The following is a 19,951-nucleotide window of genomic DNA, read 5'->3' as shown; positions in this document are numbered from 1 at the left end:
ATGGCCGTAACACCCACAGCCGCGCTCGTCCAGACGCTCAACGGCATCCAGTTCGGGTTCATCCTGTTCATGATCGCCTCAGGACTGACCGTCATCCTGGGGATTCTGGATGTCCTGAACCTCGCCCACGGAGAACTGTTCTCGCTGGGCGCGTACACCGCCATCGGCGTGTTCGGGTTTCTTATCGGTATCGTCGGCCCGCCGGGCGGTGGCGTCGTCGGCACCGCCGTGTTCATACTCGCGGTCCTCGCCGCCGTGCTGGTGACGGCGGCCATCCTCCTCCCCGTCGGCACCCTCTTTGAAGCGGTGTTCCTGCGCCAGATCTACGACCGCGACCAGGTGTACCAGCTGGTTCTGACCTTCGCTCTCTTGCTTATCCTCCTCGACGTGAAGAAGTTCATCTGGGGGGACAGCTCGATACGGACCGACGCCGTCTACAGCGCTATCAACACAATCCCGACGAGCGAACTCGTCGGGCTGAACTACCCGACCTACAACGTGTTCGTCATCTTCGTCGGCACGGCCGTCGTTGCGGGACTGTTCTGGTTCTTCGAACGCACGAAGACCGGGCGCATCATCAGAGCTACGGCCATCGACCGCGAGATGGCGACTGCCATCGGCGTCAGCACCGACCGCGTGTTCACGCTCGTGTTCGCTCTCGGAGCCTTCCTCGCGGGGTTCGCTGGCGCGATGGCCGTCCCGCCGACGGCGGCGACGCTTGAGATGGGCACCAATCCGCTCGTGCTTTCCTTCGTCGTCATCGTCATCGGCGGCCTCGGAAGCCTCCGCGGCGCGTTCGTCGGCGCACTCCTCGTCGGTGTCATCCGGAGCTGGATGATTACGCTGTACCCGCCCGGCGAAATCGCGGCCCCGTTCGCGATCATGGCGCTCATCCTGCTGGTCAAGCCAGAGGGCCTGTTCGGAACGTGGGGTGAGACAGCGTGATGCCTGAGCGCATCGACCGCGACGGAACGCCAGCGTACCGCTTCCTCGGAGTTGAGGTGACCCGTCGGGAAGCAGCCTTTCTCGTCCTCGGGGTCGTGTTCCTGTTCCTCATCCCCGACATCGCGAGCCTCTCAGATAGCCTCCAGCTCAGCGTCATCCATCAGGGGCTGTTGTTCGGCTTCGCGGCAGTCGGGCTGAATCTCCTGCTTCGGCACACGAAGCTTACCTCGTTCGGCCACGCGGCCTTCTTCGGCACCGGCGCGTACGCGACCGCAGTCCTCGCACGCTATGCCGGCGTCCAGAGCGTCGGCCTGCTGTTGCTCGGGGCCATCGCGGCCGCGACAGTGATGGCTGCCATCATCGGGGTCCTGTCGCTGCGACACACGGGGTTGTACTTCGCGCTCCTGACGCTGGCCTTCGGACAGCTCCTCTACGCAATCGCGCTCGGACAGAGCGCCCTCGGCGGGAGCGACGGACTTCCGATTCGGCCGGGGCCGGCGAACCAGCCGCTTCTGTTCGGGACTGCGTTCAGCCCCGATGTGTACCAGATTCTGACGTACTACCTGACAGTGGTCGTCATCCTCGTCGGCCTGTTCGTGATGTACCGCATCACGCAGTCGCCGTTCCGGAACGCCTTAGACGCCATCGGGCAGGAGCGGACCCGGGCGCGGTTCATCGGCCTGCCGGTCAGACGGTACGTCTGGGCCGCGTTCGTCATCTCGGGCCTCTACGGCGGCGTGGCGGGCGGGCTGTACGCCGTCGTCCGCCAGTACGTCCGCCCGGAGGGGACGCTGTTTTTCCTCCGGTCGGGCGACATCCTGTTCATGGCAATTCTGGGCGGGTTCCGGACGCTGGTCGGCCCGCTCATCGGCGGTGTCGTCCTCATATTCCTGCAGGACGTGGGGCAGGACATCACCCAGTACTACGAGTTCCTGACCGGCGTGGTGCTCCTGATACTGGTGTATGGGTTCCCACGGGGCATCGTCGGGTCCCTCCGGTCCGGCGGTGTCGTCAACGCGCGGCTCAGTGAACTGCGCCGGGAACCGTCCATCCTGTCGACGTGGGGCCGGAGCGCCGCGCAGTCGATAGAACGGAAGGTGACAGCGGCACTGACCAGCCTGCGGATAATCCTCTTTGGAGTCGATTGAGATGCTCGAAGCACGCAATCTGCGGAAGTCCTTCGGTGAACTGGTCGCAACGGACGATATCACGCTCGAATTCGGCAAGGAGGAAGGCGAACTCGTCTTCATCGTCGGCCCGAACGGGGCCGGGAAGACGACGTTCATCAACCTCCTCACCGGCTTCCTCTCACCGGATGAGGGCTCCATCGTCCTCGACGGCGACGACATCACCGGGATGTCGGCGAACGGGCGCGTCGACGCCGGTATCGCCCGGAGCTTTCAGGTCGTCAAGGTGTTTGAGGAGATGACGGTCCGGGAGAACCTCCGAACAGTCGTGCTGACCGAACGGGACAAGACCTGGAGCCTGTTCTCGATGGCCGACGGTCACGAGGAGGTCGAGGCACAGGTCGAGGAACTGCTCGAGAAGTTCCGCCTAGAAGACGCGGCCGACACCGTCGCTGAAGAGCTCCCCCACGGCGACCGAAAACTGCTCGACGTGGCGATGTCGTTCGGCCTCGACCCGGATTACCTCCTGCTCGACGAGCCGACCTCCGGGGTGTCGACCCGTGAGAAGGAGTACGTCATCGAGACCATTGTCGAGGTCGGCCGGGCCGAGGGCGTCACGACGGTCACCATCGAGCACGACATGGACATCGTCACGGAGTACGCCGACCGCGTCGTCGCGCTCCATCAGGGCGCAGTCCACGGGGTCGGCCCGCCGACGATGCTCGAAACCGACGACGAACTCCGGCGGCTCCTCCTTGGGGTGGGTGAGGATGAGTAGCGACTCGCTGCTGTCCGTTCGCGGCCTCAACGCCGCCGTCGAGGGGTTCCAGGTGACCGAGGACATCGACCTCGACGTGAACGCCGGCGAGGCGGTCGGGCTCGTTGGCCGCAACGGAGCCGGTAAGACGAGTACCTTCCGCGGTATCATGGGTCTGACACCGGTCTGGAGCGGCTCAGTCAAATTTCGCGGCGAGGAGCTGACCAGCATCCGCTCGGAGCTGATTCCCAAGCGAGGCATCGGCTATCAGCCCGAAGACCGGAAGCTGTTTACCGGGATGACTGTCGACGAGAACTTCCGGCTCCCGATATGGACCAGCGGGGAGGCCCGCGCCATCGACGACGAGGACGCAGTTATCGAGAGCGTCTACGACGTGCTCACCGAACTCGATGACCGCCGGAACGCGAAGGTCCAGAACCTCAGTGGCGGCCAGGCGAAAATGGTCGCTATCGGCCGGGCGCTGGCGCTCCAGCCTGATTTGCTCATCCTCGACGAACCACTGGAGGGATTAGCTCCGGTCGTCGTCGAGAGCCTCAAGCGCTACATCCGGGCTATCAACGACCGAGGCATCGCGGTTCTCATCGCGGAGTCCAACGTCACGCACGTCCCAGAAGTCGTGGACCGCCTGTACGTCATCGAGCGCGGAGATATCATCGCCAGCGGCGACCCCGAAGAGCTAGCGGCCGACGAAGACATCCAGAAACTGATGCAGGGGAGCGGGGCGGAGTAGCGGCAAATATCAACTACCTTCACTCCGTCACGTCGTTCATCGCCGTCGTGACGCGGTCGAGTATCTTCCGCTGACTCCGCCGGAGGTTCTTTGAGATGGCCATCTTTGAGACGCCGAACTCCTCGGCGAGCGACGACAGGGTGGCGTCTCGGGGCGTGTCGAAGTAGCCGCCTTCGACGGCTTTCTCCAGCGTATCTCGTTCTACGTCCGATAGTTCCCGACAGCCATCGACCAGCCGCTTCGCTGAATCGATGTTCTGTAGCAAGTCGTAGTAATCTTCGAGGTCGACTGACTCGCGGGACCGGATCGTGTAGTCGTTGTCCCGGTCCAGTTCCGACAGGGTCCCCTCGGCGACGCGCTCGGTATCGAAGCCGACGTGCCAGATCTCCGACCCATCCCGGATGCGGAACGGCCCGGTGATGTAGCCGCTGTGGTCGCGGATGACGCTCATCGCGTTCGTCTCATCGATGCGCGAGCGGATGAGCGCCAGATCGCCCTTCCGGCGGAGCAGCTGATAGGACTCCATGTGGTCGTGTGCTTCGAGCGCGTTCAGCCCCCGGTCCAGCTCTTCCCGGTCCGCCCCATTGACCATGATCCGGGTCTCAAGCTCTCGCTCGACAGGGTGAAAATCCCACTGTTTGGCCAGAAACGACACCTCGTAGTCCCGTGTCGTGTCGATGTACGGACAGTCGTACTGGACCATGTCCATCTCGAGCGATATCATGGGCAATCAATCATGTTGGATTGCCTTAGTGATTGCCTCTCCGCCACCTCGTTAGCCCATGTCAGCCACGCCGCAAACCCTTTTGACTGCGGCAGTTAACTTTCAGGTATGTACGTCCGGGATGCGAAAAACCGCGAGGAAGTCTGGTTGCTCGACCGTATCGAGGAGATGGGGCTGGACGAGACGGCTTTCAGATCCCGGGACTACGTTGTCGCTATCGACGAGGAGAGCCACGAGAAGGCGGGCTTTGGCCGCATCCGTATCCACAAGGGCGGCGACGAACCGGTTTGTGAACTGACCAGCATCGGTGTCCTGCCCGAATGGCGCAATCAGGGCGTCGGTGCCCACGTCATCGAGCGGCTAGTCGAGTACGCGGGCGATGAAGGGTTCGACACCGTCTACTCGCTGACGAACGCCTCGGAGTTCCTCGCGCAGTTCGGCTTCGAGCGCCTCGAGCCGGCGCAACTCCCTGACTCGCTTCGGGACCGGCTCGCGACCAAACAGGAGAACATCCAGCCGGACGCGGTACCGCTCCGGGTGGCCGTCGACCGATTCGAGGTACCCGGCCACCTCCGCACGCGGTTCAAGCAGGCTAGTGCCGGGGAATCCGAGGAGGCCGAGCCGGAGGAGGGTCCCGAAGACTTCGGCATCGACCCCGACGAAGCGACCTATAAGTACGACACGGGCGATTGATCGGCTACCCACGACGAACGGCTTATCTGACGTCGACGATTTCGATGTCGAACACGAGTGTCTTGCCGGCCAACTCGTGGTTAAAGTCCACCTCGACGACGTCGTCTCGGACAGCAGTCACGTCTCCGTGAAGCCCGTTTTCGGCCTCGACATGGATTCCGACGTCGGGCTCTTTTCCCACCATGCCCTCGAACGTGTCGGGGTCGTACTCGCGGACGCGGTCGGGCTGAAACTCACCGTAGGCCTTCTCCGGGGGGACTGTGACAGTTGCTTCCTCGCCCGCAGCCATGCCGACGAGCGCCTCGTCGATCCCCTCGATGATCTCTCCTGCACCGACAGTGAATGAAAGCGGTGCGTACTCGCTCGCGTCGACGCCCTGTGCCTCGATAAGGCCGTGCTCTCTGGCGACTTCGGGACGTGACGTATCGAAGACGGCCCCGTCCTCGAAGCGGCCGACGTATTCGATGGTGACACCGTCACCCGGTTCGATTGGCATACGTCCTCGGTAGATGACGACGATATAAACCCACCTCGGAACACCCCGCCGTGGATCGCCGCAGGAGATGTATTACAAACCGTGAAGGATTTAAGAACCCTTAAGCCTCCGCCGTCCGACAGTCCGCCCATGTTTGACCCCGACGAGCTGGCGGAGATACGGGAGTCGAAGGCTCAGTGGGAAGAAGACGACGTCCAGCCCACCGTCGACCGCTTTGGCGAACGTAAGGAGACGTTCACCACGGACACCGAGGGACACGAAGTAGACCGCCTGTACACCCCCGAAGATATCTCCGATGTCGACTACGAGGAGGACATCGGCTTCCCCGGCCAGGAGCCATACACTCGCGGCGTGTATCCGACCGGCTATCGGGGCCGACTCTGGACGATGCGCCAGTACGCTGGGATGGGGACCGCGACGGAGACCAACGAACGGTTCAACTACCTGCTCGATCAGGGCCAGACCGGGCTGTCGATGGCGTTTGACCTGCCGACGCAGATGGGCTACGACTCCGACCACGCGATGGCCGCCGGCGAGGTGGGCAAGACCGGCGTCGCTATCGACTCACTCGACGACATGGAGACCGTGTTCGACGGCATCCCGCTGGACGAGGTGTCGACGAGCATGACCATCAACGCTCCCGCATCGGTGCTTTTGGCGATGTACATCGCTGTCGGCGACAAGCAGGGCGTCGACCGCGAGGAACTTCGCGGGACCATCCAGAACGACGTCCTCAAGGAATACATCGCCCGGAACACGTTCATCTACCCGCCGGAGCCGTCGATGCGGCTCATCACCGACATCTTCGAGTTCTGCGCCGCCGAGACGCCGAAGTTCAACACAATCTCCATCTCGGGCTATCACATCCGCGAGGCCGGCTCCACGGCCGCGCAGGAGATCGCGTTCACCCTCGGCGACGGCATCGAGTACGTCGAAGCCGCCATCGACGCCGGCCTCGATGTGGACGAGTTCGCGCCCCAGCTATCGTTCTTCTTTGCCTCCTACAACAACATCTTCGAGGAGGTGGCGAAGTTCCGGGCGGCGCGTCGCCTCTGGGCGAGAATCATGGACGAGCGCTTCGACGCCCAGAACCCGAAGTCCAAACAGTTGAAGTTCCACACTCAGACCGCCGGATCAACGCTGACCGCCCAGCAGATCGAGAATAACGTCGTTCGGGTCTCCTACCAGGCGCTCGCGGCCGTCCTCGGGGGGACCCAGAGCCTCCACACCAACGGCAAAGACGAGGCTATCGGCCTGCCGACCGAGGAGTCCGTCCGAACGGCGTTGCGGACCCAGCAGATTCTCGCCCACGAGTCCGGCGCGGCGGACACCATCGACCCGCTCGCCGGGAGCTACTACGTCGAGTCGCTGACCGACGAACTCGAAGCGGAGGCCCGCGAACTCATCGAAGAGGTCGACGAGCGCGGCGGCATGCGCCGCTCCATCGAGGAGCAGTGGGTCCAGCGCCAGATTCAGGACGTGGCCTTCGAGCGCCAGCGCGAACAGGAGGAGGGCGAGCGCATCATCGTCGGCGTCAACGAGTATCAGGTCGAGGAAGAGGGCGAGCAAGACATCGAGGAGGTCGACGAGGCCGTCGAGCAGGCCCAGCAGGACAACGTCGCCACAGTTCGGGAGGAACGCGACGAGGAGGCCGTCGAAGCGAAACTCGATGCGCTCCGACAGGCCGCCGAGGGCGACGAGAACGTCATGCCCTACATCATCGACGCCGTGAAGGTGTACGCCACGACCGGCGAGGTGTGTGACGTGCTCCGGGACGTGTTCGGCGAGTACCAGCCCGGCTCGTCGATGTGAGATCGGTCGAAACGTAAATTGCAGCCTGTTTTCCGGCCCACCATGCTCCCAGAATTATAAGCTATCCCGGTGTACGGCCGTCCATGCAATTCGACCACGCCGGCATCGCGACGGATGACGCCGACCCGCTCGCAGAACTGTTCGCTGACGCCTTCGGGACACCGGTCGTCCACGAGGAGACGTTTGATGGCCTCCACGTGACGTTTCTGGAAATGGACAACGGCTACTTCGAACTGCTAGAGCCGCTGCCGGACGCCGACGGCGCGATTCCCAGATACCTCGACAGCAACGGTCCAGGCATCCACCACGTGGCGCTAGCGACAGACGACATTGCTGCCGCGCTGGAGACTGTCAGTGACTGTGGTATCGACCGAATCGACGAGGAGCCGCGACCTGGCGCGTGGGGCCACGACGTGGCGTTCCTCCATCCGAAGTCGACCGGCGGCGTGCTCGTGGAACTGGTCGAGCACTGACCGCCTGCGATACTCACTTGTCGTCGAGGAGGGCCGCAAACCGTTCCTCGGCTCCCGGCGTCAGGCGCTCGGGTGGCTCCGCGAACCACGCCGCGCCGACGAGTTCCGACTCGTCCACGTCGAGGCTCCCCTTCTTGTACTCCGCTTCGAGGTAGATATCGAGCGTATGTACCGACCCCTGTGCATCGGTGTTCGGATAGTACTTGGAGTGGACGACCTCCGCGACTCCAGTGACCGTACAGCGGATGCCTGTCTGTTCGTTGACACGGCGCATGGCTGTCCCTTGCACTGACTCGTACTCATCGCCCTTGCCGCCGCCCGGGAGTGCCCACATGTCAGCGCCGCGCCCCAGCACCAGCAGCACCCGGTCGCGGGTGTCGCCGGCAGCCTGCTCGGGTATCTGCTGGCTTAGGTCCGGAAAATTGGAGCCGTCTCGGGTGACGAACACGACGCTGTTCCCGGAGTACCCAGTGCCACGTGTCGCAGTAAACACGTCGGCATATTCGTCAGGTGATAGCTCGAAGGTCTTCTCGGTGACCGGAACCTCGTCGTAGGCCGCCTCCAGACTGGAAATGCGCTCGTCGACGTTCGTCTGGTTGATCTTTTCCGTGAGGTTCGCATCCGCAGTCCCCTGCCCGTCGGCGTCGTCAGTCATACGGGGTTGTACTCCGGGGCACCGATAAGTGCCGCGGTCCAGCCGATGAAAAAGAACTTGTATTCTGCTTGTCTCTTTTCGAACATGAAAGCGATTGTCCTTGCAGGCGGGTATGCCACCCGACTCTGGCCTGTCACCAAGCACCGGCCCAAGATGCTGCTTCCTGTCGGTGAGACGACTGTCATCGACCGGATTCTCGGCGAGTTAGAGGCGGACGATCGCATTACCGACGTGTTTGTCAGCACGAACCAGCGGTTTGCCGACGACTTCCGGGACCACATCGCCGCGAGCAACTTCGAGAAGCCGTCCCTGACCGTCGAGGAAACCGCCGAGGAGGACGAGAAGTTCGGCGTCGTCGGCGCACTCGCCCAACTGGTCGACCGGGAAGGACTCGGCGATGAAGCCCTGCTGGTCATTGCCGGCGACAACCTCATTAGCTTCGACATCGCGGAGTTCGTCGATTACTTCGAGCAGTACGACGACCCCACGCTCGCCGCCTACGATGTCGGATCCCTAGAAAAGGCCAGCTCTTACGGTCTCATCGAACTCGACGGCGAGGAAGTTACGGAGTTCCAGGAGAAGCCCGACGACCCCACCAGTACCCTCGTCTCGATTGCCTGCTACGCCTTTCCGCCCGGTGCGATTCGTTTCGACGAGTACCTCGACGACGGGAACAACCCTGACGAACCCGGCTGGTTCATCCAGTGGCTCGTCGAGGACGGGCCAGTCCGTGCGTTCACCTTCGACGACGCCTGGTACGACATCGGGACGCCCGAAAGCTATCTGGAGGCCGTCGCGTGGGAACTCGACGGGGACAGCGTTGTCGCGGAGGACGCGACCATCGAGAACACTACGCTCGGAGCGAACGTCCACGTCCTCTCGGGAGCCGAGGTCGTCAACTCAAGCCTCGACAACACCATCGTGTTCCCGGACACGATGATCCTCGATTCGGATATCCGCCAGTCGATTATCGACCGTGAGACACAGGTCGAGAGTTTAGACCTCGCCGGCGCACTCATCGGTGCACACACGCAGCTGACGGACGGGAGCTAACAGCCACCGATGTTGCAGGCGCTGTGAGTTACGCCAGCCACGCGTCTTCGATTTTGAGCGTCCCCCGACTGCCGTCCCACTCCGTCTCGTACGCCAGTTCGATTCGCCGGTCCATGTGCGGGCCGTCGGTGACCAGCGTCTCGAACTCGCCGCCCTCCCCGAGGATGTGGACACCGTACTCGTCGTTGAGCGATTCCAGTTCGTCGAGCGCGTCGGCGTCGAGCGTGCGACCCAGCCAGGACTCGTCGAGGCCGTAGGCGGCCACGCGGATAATCTGTATTTCGAAGCCGGCATCCAGCATCGCGTCGGCGAGGTCGCGTGGGTTCTCTTGCCACAGCGGCGCGAACACGTTGGCTTCGAGTCGTTCGGCCATCGATTCGATGCGGGTCGTCTGGTACTCGCTCTCGACAGCCCCGGCGGTGACACCGGTGATGCCGCCGTCCAGTTCATCGTCGAGTTCGCGCAGTGCTGCTTCCAGCGGTTCGAGTTCGGCGTCGCCCTGCTCGCCCGAGTCGGACACGTCCTCGGCCTCGAAATCGGCAGGCTCGACCTCGACCAGTGGGATGCCGATACTCTCGGCAGCCAGGCGGGCTAACCGGGTCGCCGGCACGTGATACATGTACGAGTCGCCGTCCGGGTGGACCGTCACCAGGCGTTCGAGGGGATGGCCTCGTTCCAGTGCCCGGTACAGCGCCCACGAGGAGTCTTTGCCGCCGGAGAACAGCGAAACCCACGCGCCGTCTGTCATGGCCGCCGGTAGCCGTCGGCGGCGTAAATCGCTGTCTATTCCACCAGTTCGTCTTCGATATCGGTGTGGCTGACGTAGGTCGCCACTCGGACGCCAACGAGACTGATGAGGATACCCGCGAGGATGAATAGCGCGAGACGGGTGCCAGCCTCCAGCAAGAACCCCTGAATCTGTACGATGCCGAGGTTCGTCTCCGGAACCTGAAACGGCTCGAACACGCCACCGCGTTCGAGGAAGTACGCAGAAAAACCACGAACGACGAGGCCGACTGCGACCGCACCGAACGGGAGATTCACGTACGCGCTCCGAACCCCCTCTTGCTGGATGAGTTCGTCCAGCAGGCGACCGAGCGAGGCGGCCAGCGCCGCGCCGGTCAGCCACGGGACGGACGCGAAGGCGAAACGGTTCGCAAGCAAGAACGGACTGATGTCACCGACCGCGGAGACGCCCAGCACGCCGGCGAAGACCCCGACGAGCGAGAGCCCGGCGGCGACGACGTAGGTCACGAGCGATACCTGTCCCGAATACAGCGCTTCCCGGATCTGGCCGGGAAGCCGCGACAGGTACGCGTCGATACCCAGTCCCTTGTAGATGAGGAACACGCCGACGGCGGCCGCGATAGCGCCGACGGCGATGGTCGGGCTGGTGACGACGAGCAACAGCGGGAACGCGAGCATGATGATTCCCACGGGGACCAGCACTGTCTTTCGCAGTTCCTCGTCGGCCAGGAACTGCTTGAGCAGGTAGTACGTCGACTCGATGTCGCGGGCCTGACGGACGACGACGCGGTCGACGGCGTCGACCTGAACGCGGCTCTCGATGATTGGAACCAGCCGCTCGTCGTCGGCGCTGTCGACGACGACGACCGCGGAGTCGGGGTCGTGCTCGGCGACCAGACTCTCTATCTGGCTAGCTATCTCCCGGTCCGAGCCGACGCTGTCGCTCCCGCCACCGACGACGGCGAGGACCGGCGAGGACCCCTCGGCTTCGAGTTCATCGGTGACTGCGAGCCCTTCGAGGAGGCAGTTGACCCGGCTGTCTTCCGGGTCAACGACGCCCGTCTGGGTGATGAGTGACTCGACGGCGTCGCGGCCGACGACGGGACACGCCGCTGCAGCCGGACTGTCTCTGTCGATACACACCACCAGCGTAGTCACACTACGGCGAAGGCGGTCCCCGAATAAAAAACCTCCCGAGCTATCGCCGGAAGGAGAGGCCTTCGATATCGCCGTCGGCGACGCCGGCGATACCCGCACCGAGGGCGAAGGCGACCTGCTGTGCGCCCCCGCGGAGTTTCCCTGCAAGTCCGCGTTCAGGCTCGTACTCCTTGATCGTCACAGCCTCGCCCAGCCGTTGTTCCAGACTCGCCTCGACATCGTCTCGCGTGCCGAGTCGGTCGACGAGTCCACGCTCGTCCGCTTCCTCGCCGAGGAAGATACGCGCCTCGGTGGCTTTGAGCGTCTCGGTGTCCATCTCGCGGCCCTCGGCCACGGTGTCGATGAACTGGTCGTAATAATCGTCAACGATACCCTGCAGGTACTCGCGCTCGTCCTCGGACATCTCCTTCAGCGGCACGCCGGCGTCCTTGTACTCACCGGCGGTGAACTGCTCGTAAGAGAGGCCCAACCGGTCGGCCAGTTCCTTGGCGTTGACCCGCGATCCGACGACGCCGATTGACCCGACGATAGAGCCCTCTCGCGCCCACAGCTCGTCACAGCCGGCGGCGATGTCGTAGCCGCCGCTTGCACACACGTCCGTCGCGTAAGCGATGGTCGGGCCGTCGAACTCCTCGGCGGCGATGCGGATGTCCTCGCTGGGGACGATTTCGCCTCCCGGCGTGTTGAGCTTCAGGAGCAGTGCCTTCGAGCCGCGGTCCTCGTCGGCCCGTTCGATCTGTTCGACGATGTCGTCAGCCGACGCACCGACCGGCGGGCTGGTGATGCCGCTACCGCCGTCACGGCTGATCGGCCCTTCGACAGCGACCTCCGCGACGTTGTGTACCGGGAGGAGGGAGCTGGCGATGTTGCTGCCGATACGGGCTGTGGCGACGGCGACAGCGACGACCAGCAGGACGCCGAGCAACTGGGCGAGGTTGTCAGGTGTTCTGACAAACAGCACCCATCCCAGAACCGTGCCGATAGCGACGACGATTACGACCAGTAGCCCACGAACGATGTCATCTGCGCCCGCCATTACTGATACATCCCGAGCGGTCGCGCGCTCGTACTCTCCTCTTGATTCTCCTGTAGTTGCTGTGCCAGCTGTGCCTTGGCGCGCCCGATTTCTTCAGCCTGCTCGACCAGCGCCTCGGTGTCGATTTCGAAGTCAGCTAGCGGACTGAGGCCCGTCTGGAGCAGCGCCCGCGCCGCTTCCGGGTCGGGGAACTGCTGGTCGGCTTCGACGATGAGTCCGACACTCGTCAGGCCGATTCGCTGTGACTCGTGGACCAGCGCGCCGGTCGGCCCAGTGATCGCGCCGTTCTCAGAGGGCGGAGTTACCTCCGCCTCGGCGAGCAGCCTCGCCCCGTCGCCCGTCGAGATGCCGTACACGCCCGGAACCCCGTCTTTCTCGGCCGGACGGCCGCTGAGATAGACCGGCGTCGCGTCGTTAGCCTCGAACCAGCTGACCATACAGCCGGCGAACTCCTTCGCGCCGGACGGGGACACCGGGGCGTCGCTCTGAAGAACGAGCAGGTCACGGTCCTCGTCCGCGTACAGTCGGACCGGCGGGCGAACGTCCGGGTCGTCCGTTCCGTACACGGCGATTTCTGGCAGCCCTTCGCAGTGAGCCGACGCGTAGTACTCCATGTCGTATAGGTCGACAAGGTGGTCAGCGGCTATCTTGCCGACGAGTCCAACACCCGGGAGCCCCTCGACCAGCGTCGGGGAGTCAAGGGCGATATCGTCGCGGTGGACCTGTATGTGTGCCATATCTCGAATGTCGGCCGCCGACGGCTTGAAAGCCATGGGCCACTGCCGTTCGAAACCCACAAACCGACCGCCAGCGAACGCCGGACAATGGAACCTCTCGACCGCTACCGTCCCATCGTCGACGACTTCGAGGCGTTCATCGACGCGTGTGAACGCCCGCTGCCGTCGGCCGTTCGGGTCAACACCATCAAAGCAACCGTCGAGCGGGTCCGGACGGCGCTCGCCGACACGGACATCGCCCACGACCCCGTCGACTGGCACGACGGCCTGTTCGTCCTGCCCGATGACTCTCCCGGCGCGAACTGGCCGTACTTCCACGGCTGGATTCACGGCCAGGAAGAGGTGTCGGCGATTCCGGCGACCGTACTGGACCCGCAGCCCGGCGACCGGGTCTGGGACGCCTGTGCCGCGCCGGGCAGCAAGACGACCCAGCTCGCCGCGCTGATGGACGACACCGGCGAGGTCGTCGCGACCGACAACAACCTCGGGCGCATCTCGGCGCTGCGGACGAACACCGAGCGGCTGGGCGCGACGACGGTCGCCGTCACCCACGAGGACGGCCGCAACCACTCGCTCAAGCCCTTCGGCGGCGAGGGGTACGACCGCGCGCTCGTCGACGTGCCCTGCTCCTGTGAGGGGACCATCCGAAAGAACCCCGACACGCTGGCGGACTGGTCGCTCTCGCACGTCGAAGGCATCTCCGGTGTTCAGAAAGGCATCCTCAAGCGGGCCGTCGAGGTGACCAAGCCGGGCGGCACCGTCGTCTACTCCACCTGCACGTTCGCTCCGGAGGAAAACGAGGCCGTGCTGGACTACGTGCTCGACGAGGTGGCCTGTGAAATCGTCGAGTACGACCTCCCACTGGACCACGCTCCGGGCATCACCGAGTGGCAGGACGAGCGCTTCGACCCCCGCGTGGCAAACGCCAAGCGCATCTATCCGCATCACAACGATACGGGCGGGTTCTTCTGTGCGAAACTGGAGGTGCGAGCGGAATGAGCGACCAGAGCACGGAGTTCACACGGCTCCCAGAGGCAGACGACGAGCGCGAGGACCCCGACCGGGCGACCCGCGACGAAGTGCTTGAGTTCTGGCAGGACCGCTTTGGCGTCCCGGCGGAGACCTTCGAGGGGTACTCCTTCTGGGAACGCGGCGCTGGCAAACTGTGGCTGTATCGGGGTCGCCCGCCGTCACCGGTGGACATCGAGGGGCTTGGGATGACGTTCCTGCGGACGCGCCAGGAACACTGGAAACCGACGCTGGAGGCCGTCCAGCGGTTCGGCGACCGCGCCTCGAAGAACGTCATCCACCTCGATGAGGACGCCGCCCGAGCGTTCGTGGCCGGCGAGGACCGGGAACTCGACTGGGACGGCGACTGGGGGTATCTCGTCGTCACCCACGACCTCGCCGGCGAGGCCGAACCGGCCGGCGTCGGCCTGTACGTCTACGGCGAACTCAGGTCACAGGTGCCGAAAGGGCGCCGTCGAGAGGTCTGATCTGGTGGCCCACCCGTCCCAGTGAGCGCCGCTCAACCGCTTGAAGACTGTGTGGCTGGCGTTCCCTGCATCGCGTACAGCTCCGCGTACGTCCCGCCGTCGTCGAGTAGTTCGGCGTGGCTGCCCTGTTCTGTGACCTGCCCGTCCGCGACGGTGTAGATTCGGTCGGCGTTCGAGACGGTCGAGAGCCGGTGGGCGATTGCGATCACGGTCTGGTCCCCGTCAAGCGTCTCGACAGTACGGTGGATTTGCCGTTCCAGATTCGAGTCGAGGTCGCTGGTTGCCTCATCGAGTACGAGTATCTCTGCATCCGTCAGCAGCGCGCGGGCCAGTGCGACGCGCTGGCGTTGCCCGCCGGAGAGTTTCACGCCGTCGTCGCCCAGCACCGTGTCGAGCCCTTGCGGGAGGTCCTCGAGAAATTCGAGAACGAGGGCCTTCTCTGCGACCTCGTACAGCGTCTCGTCGGAAATATCCCTGCCGATGGTGAGGTTGTACCGCAAGGAGTCGTTGAAGATATGCGGGTCCTGTCGGACCATCGCAACAGCGTCACGCCATTCGTCGAGGGCATATGTCGAAATCGGCGTCCCGTTTGCCAGGATGTCACCACTGTCCGGCTCGTAGAGCCGAGCGAGCAACGAGACGACTGTTGATTTACCGCCGCCGGATTCGCCGACGATGCCAACGAACTCCCCCCGCTCGACAGCCATCGAGAAGTCCGCAAGCACTGGCTCGTCCTCGTAGGCGAACGAGACGTTCTCGAACGCGAGGGCCTCGATTCGGGCCGGAACCGACTGCCCGTTAGTTGGCTCCTGCTGGGCCTCAAGGCGGTCGATAAACTGGTGGGTTCGGACCAGATGTGGGAGCTCCCCCTCGATAGCGTAGATGGTAGAGTTGAGCGAGCTCAGCCGGGGGGCGAGTCGGAGCATCGCGAACAGGAACACGCCGAGTTCCGCGATAGACAGCGCCCGAAAACTGATGGCGACGTAGACGAGCCCAAACAGGAGCAGCGAGACTGAGAGCCGATAGAGGCTTCCGATTGCGACCTGGTTCCGGCGAACGGCGACACTGGTTGCAGTGTATCGGTCGAGTGTATCCCGGAACTCAGCAAGCAGTCCGTCGCGCATACCAAACAGCTTCACGTCACGGATCCCCTGCGTCCCCGCCTGTGTTGTCTCCTGCAGTTGTTCGTTTGCCGTCGCCACACGGTCGCCGACAGCGTAGCCGGGCTCGATGCCGTATCTGATAATCGCCGTGACGCCGCCGAGGGCGACAGCCGCACCGACTGCCAGCACCGGTGCGATAGCCAGTGCGATTCCGATATACACCAGGCAGAGGATTCCCTGCTGGAAGAACTGGATGATCCGACCGATGACACGGCCAGCGTACCGGGTCTGTGTCAGAATCGTGTTCATGATGTCGTCGGACCCCTTGTCGTCGTAGTAGGCAACCGACGCGCCCATCGCCAGTTCGTAGGCCCTGTTCTTGAGATCGCGTTCGTACGTCTGTGTAAGCTTCGCTGCGAGCCATTTCACCGCAAACGATGCCGTGTATCGGATAACCATCACGCACGCGAGGCCGACCAACATGAATTCGAGCGTGAGCGGCAGTCCTGCAGCGGCGTACGCCGAAAGGAACTGACCGGTGACGCCGTCCGCCTGAAGCGGGAGACCCTGCCCGGCCTGTGCGGCGTCGAGTATCGGAAACAGGAACGAGAGGCCAACACCCTCCAGTAGCATCACGAAGAGGCTGGCTGCGACGATACTCCCTGTCAACGCCGGACGGTACAGTGCCACGCGGCGCAACGATGCGTATTTTTCACTGACGGAGGGAGTAGCAGCCACCATTGTTCCCGATGCGGTTTCTATGCGGCATAGTTACCGACTTACTACGGTCGGTTCCTACGGGCGCGAAGGGCACGTCTTACGGTGATCAGAATTGCCACGGGGGTGAAAAGGGGCCATAACAAATAGTGCGAGTATCGCCGATATCCACATGGTCGCAATAGATTCCGGATCGACTGTCGTCGCAACTGACGACTGTGTCACCACAACTATCGACGGCGAGATCGTGCTGCTCAACAACGAGACGGGGCAGTATCAGGGCCTGACAGGGGTTGGCCCGGATATCTGGGATCGGGTTCAGGAACCGACGGAACCAGCGGACATCGTCTCGGCGCTGGTCAGAGAGTACGATATCGACAGAGACCGAGCAGTAAATGACGTGGAACGTTTTCTGGAAACGCTTGCCGCGGAGCAACTCATCAAGGTCGATGAGAGCCCGGCTCCGTGATTTCAGAGCGTTGTCATGGGCGCAGAAGCTATTCCTCTGTGAAGCAGTGGTACTGATCGTTACGAGCAAAGTACTGCTTACAGTCGCTGGGCTGGAAGACGCAGAGCGCTGTTTCGGCACGGTCTCTCAGTTTCTCCCGTGTCATCGTCAGTCTGGATCACCAGAAGTGGTACGCTGGGCGGTTTTGACAGCAGGGTCACATCTTCCGGGCACCTACGACTGTCTTGATCGAGCACTGACTGGTAGCACACTGCTGGAGGCGAGCGACTTGCCACACTGTCTCCGCTTCGGCGTGGATACGCAATCCAACACTTTCGAGGCCCACGCCTGGATCGAGTCGAACGGTGAGGTCCTCATTGGGGATGTCGACAACTTTGGGCGTTTCCAAATACTCACTGAACACGAAGTGCGTGGCTAACGGATAGTAAATACCCTATTCTCTCGAAATTTAGCAGTAATAGATTATATAACAAATACAAAAACATCTGAAAGCAGAGGTGGGGGTAACCCATGAAGGAATACGAAACGCCGTCGGTAGAAACGTACGGAACTGTCGAAGAAAAGACGAACTGGTGGGACCACGACGACGGATACGGGAAGTGGGACTAGCGTCCACAGCCGGTTCACATATCTAACAGTTTCCTTTTTATCGGCACTCGACATTGGCACCGTTCAGTGGATACATCGCGACGGTTTTGTGCCTGTGTGCTGGGAGTAGAGAGTCCATTCTTATCCACCACAGCAGTCAAGCGGTCTGGTATGAATCAGGGGCGCCGTCGATGGGGTGTATTTCAGCATGGATGGAACCAATGGACAGCCACGCAGGGAGGCAACTAGCAGGATGGCAACGGCAAAGACAGCCACGTACGAAGCCTTTGGACTGACAGTCCGCTCTGCTTTCGACGTACCGGAGCTTCCGCTCGCTGAGCCAGCGCCCGACGGGCAGGCTGACGTCACCATCACTGACGAATGTATTCCTCGCCCACTGGCTGCAGACCCCCGGTCGACCTTTCACGCGGTAGACGAGCGCGAATACTATCTGCTATACGACGCCGCAACGGTCAGAATTCTCGACGGGAAATCCATCGCTGTAGACCCGGCCTCGGACGTGCCAAGCGAAGTCCTCCGCCACGTACTGGTTGGCCCGGCGTTGAACCATCTGCTGGATCAGCGCGGCTACTTCGTGCTGCATGCCAGTACCGTCAGCATCGACGGGCGTGCAGTGGCGTTCGTCGGAGAGTCGGGGGTCGGAAAAACGACAACTGCGATGGCCTGCCTGCTCGATGGACACCGTGTCCTCAGCGACGACGTGGCTGCGATAGCGCTGGACGATGAAGGACCGATTGTCCGGAGCGGCTACCCATCGATGAAACTCGACCCGGAGGCGGTCGAGATGTTTGACCCCCCGGTCGAACCGCCGGAACAGGTCCACAGCGGACGCCCTCGACATTTCTACGGACTCAGGCACGACCAGCCCGCGACTCCGGTGCCGCTAGAACGGATTTATTTGCTCGAAGACGGCGAGACAATCGAGGTGGACGCAGTCAGGCCGGACAAACAGGTCATGGCGCTCGTAGATAACACGTATACGCTGGGCGCGCTGGAAGCCGACGGCCAGGCTGTATCCAATTTCAACGCCTGTGGTGAGATTGTCGATGTGACAGATATAAAACGGCTCCGCCGGCCGCGTCATCTCGATGCGATCCCGGATGTCGCAGCCCGGATTCAATCTGATCTCCAGAGTGACTCATGCTGACGGAGGCTGAACCCGAACTCCGACTGGTACTCAATTGTACTCGTACCGCAACTATCACCGGCGCTTCCCCCGAGCCTCCCACGAGGGATGGCACGCCGGACTGGGACCGCGTCGTTGAACTCGCCCGGTACCACGGCGTCGTGCAACTCCTCTATGAGGGGCTGGAAGCGATGGCACGCAAGTGTGGTGATGACTTCACCGTGCCGGAGGCCGTGTTGACACGACTTAGCAGCATCGTACAGGGAAAGCAGATGCGAAATCTCGCGTTCACGACCGAGCTGCAGCAGATACTGAAACGTTTCGAGGCACGCGGGGTGCGCGCGATACCGTTCAAGGGGCCGGCGCTGTCAGCCGCTGCCTACGATGACGCAACGGTGCGTGAGTACAACGACTTGGATCTGCTCGTCCATCCGGAAGATATCCCCGTCGCTGCGGATATTCTGGAAGAGAGGGGATACGAATGGCACGGGGGCACGCCGCGGCTGGACGACGCCGCGCTGTTAGGTGGTCCTGTGACGAAAGCTATCGTTCACGAGTACGAGATGCGAGGTCCAGATTTCGACGTGGAGCTTCGCTGGCGTGTTGGCGATGCCGAGCGACCGTTCTCCATACCGTTCAGTGAACTCTGGGATCACCGCGACACCGTATCGGTCGGCGGTCAACCGCTTCCAGCGCTTGCACAGCCAGACCGACTGCTCGTGCTGGCTTTCCACGGAACCAAGCACCGCTGGTATCTCCTGAAGTGGCTCTGTGATTTCGTTGCGGCACTGGAGTCGACAGAAGCCGACTGGCCACACGTCCTTGCTCGGGCGCGGGAAACCGGCGTTGAGCGGAATCTACTGCTCGGGGCCGCACTCGCCCATTCTGTCTTCGGATATTCCCTCCCAGCGCCGATACTGGACCGCCTTCGCACGGATAGCCGCGTCTCCGAATTAGTCGAGGACGTCGTCGAGTCGCTGGCTGCCGGGACGCCAGAGGCGCCCACGAAGTTCGAAGCCGCTCGGTTTTACCTGACTGCCAGCGATTCGATGACTGCGCTGGTTCCGTTCTTGCTGTTGTATTCGCCACTTCACCCGACCTACTCGGAGTATCAGTTTTACCCGCTTCCTGGTCCATTGCATCCGCTGTACTACGTTATCTGGCCGCTCCGACTCCTCCTCGAAACGCCACAGTGGCGGCGACAGTCTTCTGAGAAGCAACTTGACGAGCCGACCTGAGCGACGGTGGCTCCATTCATTGCGGTGTG

General features: G+C 62.8%; 22 protein-coding genes. 14 read left to right on the top strand and 8 right to left on the bottom strand.

The genetic code is table 11. The annotated features are described in order from the left end of the window. From DVK01_RS17250 to DVK01_RS17235, 4 genes are read left to right on the top strand one after another with little or no spacing between them, the layout of a single operon-like run. Positions 1-945, top strand: a complete 945-nt coding sequence (locus DVK01_RS17250; RefSeq protein WP_121537733.1) for a branched-chain amino acid ABC transporter permease — start codon at positions 1-3, stop codon at positions 943-945. After that, the gene (locus DVK01_RS17245; protein ID WP_121537732.1) at positions 945-2,093 is read left to right on the top strand and encodes a branched-chain amino acid ABC transporter permease; all 1,149 of its coding nucleotides are present in this window, start codon (positions 945-947) and stop codon (positions 2,091-2,093) included. The genes DVK01_RS17250 and DVK01_RS17245 overlap by 1 nt, the downstream gene beginning before the upstream one ends. A 1-nt stretch (position 2,094) precedes the next feature. Beyond that, positions 2,095-2,850: an ABC transporter ATP-binding protein gene (locus DVK01_RS17240; RefSeq protein ID WP_101349895.1), complete on the top strand. Its 756-nt coding sequence runs from the start codon at positions 2,095-2,097 to the stop codon at positions 2,848-2,850. Then, entirely contained in the window at positions 2,843-3,580 is a 738-nt protein-coding gene (locus DVK01_RS17235) for an ABC transporter ATP-binding protein (RefSeq protein WP_101349894.1), read from the top strand. The genes DVK01_RS17240 and DVK01_RS17235 overlap by 8 nt, the downstream gene beginning before the upstream one ends. Positions 3,581-3,599: 19 nt before the next feature. Here DVK01_RS17235 and DVK01_RS17230 read toward each other — a convergent pair whose 3' ends face one another. Beyond that, positions 3,600-4,304, bottom strand: coding sequence for a helix-turn-helix domain-containing protein (locus DVK01_RS17230; protein WP_101349893.1), 705 nt, complete (start codon positions 4,302-4,304; stop codon positions 3,600-3,602). A 108-nt stretch (positions 4,305-4,412) separates the two neighbouring features. On the opposite strand from DVK01_RS17230, the gene DVK01_RS17225 reads away from it, so the two are divergent. After that, positions 4,413-4,997, top strand: coding sequence for a GNAT family N-acetyltransferase (locus DVK01_RS17225; protein WP_121512425.1), 585 nt, complete (start codon positions 4,413-4,415; stop codon positions 4,995-4,997). 22 nt (positions 4,998-5,019) lie between these two features. On the opposite strand, the gene DVK01_RS17220 is transcribed toward DVK01_RS17225, so the two are convergent. Further along, entirely contained in the window at positions 5,020-5,493 is a 474-nt protein-coding gene (locus DVK01_RS17220; RefSeq protein WP_121537730.1) for a peptidylprolyl isomerase, read from the bottom strand. 129 nt (positions 5,494-5,622) lie between these two features. On the opposite strand from DVK01_RS17220, the gene DVK01_RS17215 reads away from it, so the two are divergent. Together DVK01_RS17215 and mce are read left to right on the top strand one after the other, a co-directional pair. After that, entirely contained in the window at positions 5,623-7,305 is a 1,683-nt protein-coding gene (locus DVK01_RS17215; protein ID WP_121537728.1) for a methylmalonyl-CoA mutase, read from the top strand. A gap of 83 nt (positions 7,306-7,388) precedes the next feature. Next, positions 7,389-7,778, top strand: coding sequence for a methylmalonyl-CoA epimerase (mce, locus tag DVK01_RS17210; protein ID WP_101349889.1), 390 nt, complete (start codon positions 7,389-7,391; stop codon positions 7,776-7,778). Between the two features lie 13 nt (positions 7,779-7,791). Here mce and DVK01_RS17205 read toward each other — a convergent pair whose 3' ends face one another. Continuing rightward, complete coding sequence (locus DVK01_RS17205) at positions 7,792-8,433, bottom strand: NUDIX hydrolase (protein ID WP_101349888.1); 642 nt, start codon at positions 8,431-8,433, stop codon at positions 7,792-7,794. Positions 8,434-8,517: 84 nt separating this feature from the next. Here DVK01_RS17205 and DVK01_RS17200 point away from each other — a divergent pair, with 84 nt between their 5' ends. Beyond that, positions 8,518-9,486, top strand: coding sequence for a sugar phosphate nucleotidyltransferase (locus tag DVK01_RS17200; protein ID WP_121512428.1), 969 nt, complete (start codon positions 8,518-8,520; stop codon positions 9,484-9,486). A gap of 28 nt (positions 9,487-9,514) precedes the next feature. Here the strand turns inward: DVK01_RS17200 and DVK01_RS17195 are convergent, their stop codons facing one another. The 4 genes from DVK01_RS17195 to DVK01_RS17180 are packed head-to-tail and all read right to left on the bottom strand — an operon-like array spanning position 9,515 to position 13,200. Beyond that, entirely contained in the window at positions 9,515-10,234 is a 720-nt protein-coding gene (locus DVK01_RS17195) for a diphthine--ammonia ligase (protein WP_101349886.1), read from the bottom strand. A gap of 35 nt (positions 10,235-10,269) precedes the next feature. After that, positions 10,270-11,391: a DUF373 family protein gene (locus tag DVK01_RS17190; RefSeq protein ID WP_121537726.1), complete on the bottom strand. Its 1,122-nt coding sequence runs from the start codon at positions 11,389-11,391 to the stop codon at positions 10,270-10,272. Positions 11,392-11,431: 40 nt separating this feature from the next. Continuing rightward, complete coding sequence (sppA, locus tag DVK01_RS17185) at positions 11,432-12,427, bottom strand: signal peptide peptidase SppA (RefSeq protein WP_121537724.1); 996 nt, start codon at positions 12,425-12,427, stop codon at positions 11,432-11,434. Next, positions 12,427-13,200, bottom strand: coding sequence for a proteasome assembly chaperone family protein (locus tag DVK01_RS17180; protein WP_121537722.1), 774 nt, complete (start codon positions 13,198-13,200; stop codon positions 12,427-12,429). The genes sppA and DVK01_RS17180 overlap by 1 nt, the downstream gene beginning before the upstream one ends. A 51-nt stretch (positions 13,201-13,251) precedes the next feature. Between DVK01_RS17180 and DVK01_RS17175 the strand changes: the two genes are divergently transcribed. Together DVK01_RS17175 and DVK01_RS17170 are read left to right on the top strand one after the other, a co-directional pair. After that, positions 13,252-14,163, top strand: coding sequence for an RsmB/NOP family class I SAM-dependent RNA methyltransferase (locus DVK01_RS17175; RefSeq protein ID WP_121537720.1), 912 nt, complete (start codon positions 13,252-13,254; stop codon positions 14,161-14,163). Then, positions 14,160-14,660, top strand: coding sequence for a hypothetical protein (locus tag DVK01_RS17170; RefSeq protein WP_121537718.1), 501 nt, complete (start codon positions 14,160-14,162; stop codon positions 14,658-14,660). Before DVK01_RS17175 ends, DVK01_RS17170 begins: the two co-directional genes overlap by 4 nt. Before the next feature lie 32 nt (positions 14,661-14,692). Here DVK01_RS17170 and DVK01_RS17165 read toward each other — a convergent pair whose 3' ends face one another. Beyond that, positions 14,693-16,504: an ABC transporter ATP-binding protein gene (locus DVK01_RS17165; protein WP_394337680.1), complete on the bottom strand. Its 1,812-nt coding sequence runs from the start codon at positions 16,502-16,504 to the stop codon at positions 14,693-14,695. A 148-nt stretch (positions 16,505-16,652) separates the two neighbouring features. Between DVK01_RS17165 and DVK01_RS17160 the strand changes: the two genes are divergently transcribed. The 4 genes from DVK01_RS17160 (at position 16,653) to DVK01_RS17145 (ending at position 19,922) form a co-directional block, all read left to right on the top strand. Beyond that, positions 16,653-16,949, top strand: coding sequence for a PqqD family peptide modification chaperone (locus DVK01_RS17160; protein ID WP_101349881.1), 297 nt, complete (start codon positions 16,653-16,655; stop codon positions 16,947-16,949). Next, positions 16,876-17,367: a lasso peptide biosynthesis B2 protein gene (locus DVK01_RS17155; protein ID WP_342764906.1), complete on the top strand. Its 492-nt coding sequence runs from the start codon at positions 16,876-16,878 to the stop codon at positions 17,365-17,367. The genes DVK01_RS17160 and DVK01_RS17155 overlap by 74 nt, the downstream gene beginning before the upstream one ends. 423 nt (positions 17,368-17,790) lie before the next feature. Continuing rightward, positions 17,791-18,705 (top strand): hypothetical protein, encoded by a 915-nt coding sequence (locus tag DVK01_RS17150; protein WP_101349879.1) that lies wholly within the window; start codon positions 17,791-17,793, stop codon positions 18,703-18,705. Next, positions 18,699-19,922, top strand: coding sequence for a nucleotidyltransferase family protein (locus tag DVK01_RS17145; protein WP_121537716.1), 1,224 nt, complete (start codon positions 18,699-18,701; stop codon positions 19,920-19,922). Before DVK01_RS17150 ends, DVK01_RS17145 begins: the two co-directional genes overlap by 7 nt. Positions 19,923-19,951 lie beyond the last annotated feature (29 nt).

The organism is Haloarcula sp. Atlit-120R (assembly GCF_003665885.1).
GTDB lineage: Archaea > Halobacteriota > Halobacteria > Halobacteriales > Haloarculaceae > Haloarcula > Haloarcula taiwanensis.
The sequence above is the reverse complement of the archived record's forward strand: the minus strand, read 5'-3'. Positions and strand labels throughout refer to the sequence as shown.

Coding starts and splice junctions, on each gene's coding strand:
- DVK01_RS17195 (WP_101349886.1), bottom strand. CDS start 10,234: ATGACAGACGGCGCGTGGGTTTCGCTGTTCTCCGGCGGCAAAGACTCC.
- DVK01_RS17225 (WP_121512425.1), top strand. CDS start 4,413: ATGTACGTCCGGGATGCGAAAAACCGCGAGGAAGTCTGGTTGCTCGAC.
- DVK01_RS17250 (WP_121537733.1), top strand. CDS start 1: ATGGCCGTAACACCCACAGCCGCGCTCGTCCAGACGCTCAACGGCATC.
- DVK01_RS17230 (WP_101349893.1), bottom strand. CDS start 4,304: ATGATATCGCTCGAGATGGACATGGTCCAGTACGACTGTCCGTACATC.
- DVK01_RS17180 (WP_121537722.1), bottom strand. CDS start 13,200: ATGGCTTTCAAGCCGTCGGCGGCCGACATTCGAGATATGGCACACATA.
- DVK01_RS17240 (WP_101349895.1), top strand. CDS start 2,095: ATGCTCGAAGCACGCAATCTGCGGAAGTCCTTCGGTGAACTGGTCGCA.
- DVK01_RS17245 (WP_121537732.1), top strand. CDS start 945: ATGCCTGAGCGCATCGACCGCGACGGAACGCCAGCGTACCGCTTCCTC.
- DVK01_RS17220 (WP_121537730.1), bottom strand. CDS start 5,493: ATGCCAATCGAACCGGGTGACGGTGTCACCATCGAATACGTCGGCCGC.
- DVK01_RS17170 (WP_121537718.1), top strand. CDS start 14,160: ATGAGCGACCAGAGCACGGAGTTCACACGGCTCCCAGAGGCAGACGAC.
- sppA (WP_121537724.1), bottom strand. CDS start 12,427: ATGGCGGGCGCAGATGACATCGTTCGTGGGCTACTGGTCGTAATCGTC.
- DVK01_RS17200 (WP_121512428.1), top strand. CDS start 8,518: ATGAAAGCGATTGTCCTTGCAGGCGGGTATGCCACCCGACTCTGGCCT.
- DVK01_RS17155 (WP_342764906.1), top strand. CDS start 16,876: ATGACGTGGAACGTTTTCTGGAAACGCTTGCCGCGGAGCAACTCATCA.
- DVK01_RS17150 (WP_101349879.1), top strand. CDS start 17,791: ATGGCAACGGCAAAGACAGCCACGTACGAAGCCTTTGGACTGACAGTC.
- DVK01_RS17145 (WP_121537716.1), top strand. CDS start 18,699: ATGCTGACGGAGGCTGAACCCGAACTCCGACTGGTACTCAATTGTACT.
- DVK01_RS17165 (WP_394337680.1), bottom strand. CDS start 16,504: ATGGTGGCTGCTACTCCCTCCGTCAGTGAAAAATACGCATCGTTGCGC.
- DVK01_RS17235 (WP_101349894.1), top strand. CDS start 2,843: ATGAGTAGCGACTCGCTGCTGTCCGTTCGCGGCCTCAACGCCGCCGTC.
- DVK01_RS17160 (WP_101349881.1), top strand. CDS start 16,653: ATGGTCGCAATAGATTCCGGATCGACTGTCGTCGCAACTGACGACTGT.
- mce (WP_101349889.1), top strand. CDS start 7,389: ATGCAATTCGACCACGCCGGCATCGCGACGGATGACGCCGACCCGCTC.
- DVK01_RS17205 (WP_101349888.1), bottom strand. CDS start 8,433: ATGACTGACGACGCCGACGGGCAGGGGACTGCGGATGCGAACCTCACG.
- DVK01_RS17215 (WP_121537728.1), top strand. CDS start 5,623: ATGTTTGACCCCGACGAGCTGGCGGAGATACGGGAGTCGAAGGCTCAG.
- DVK01_RS17175 (WP_121537720.1), top strand. CDS start 13,252: ATGGAACCTCTCGACCGCTACCGTCCCATCGTCGACGACTTCGAGGCG.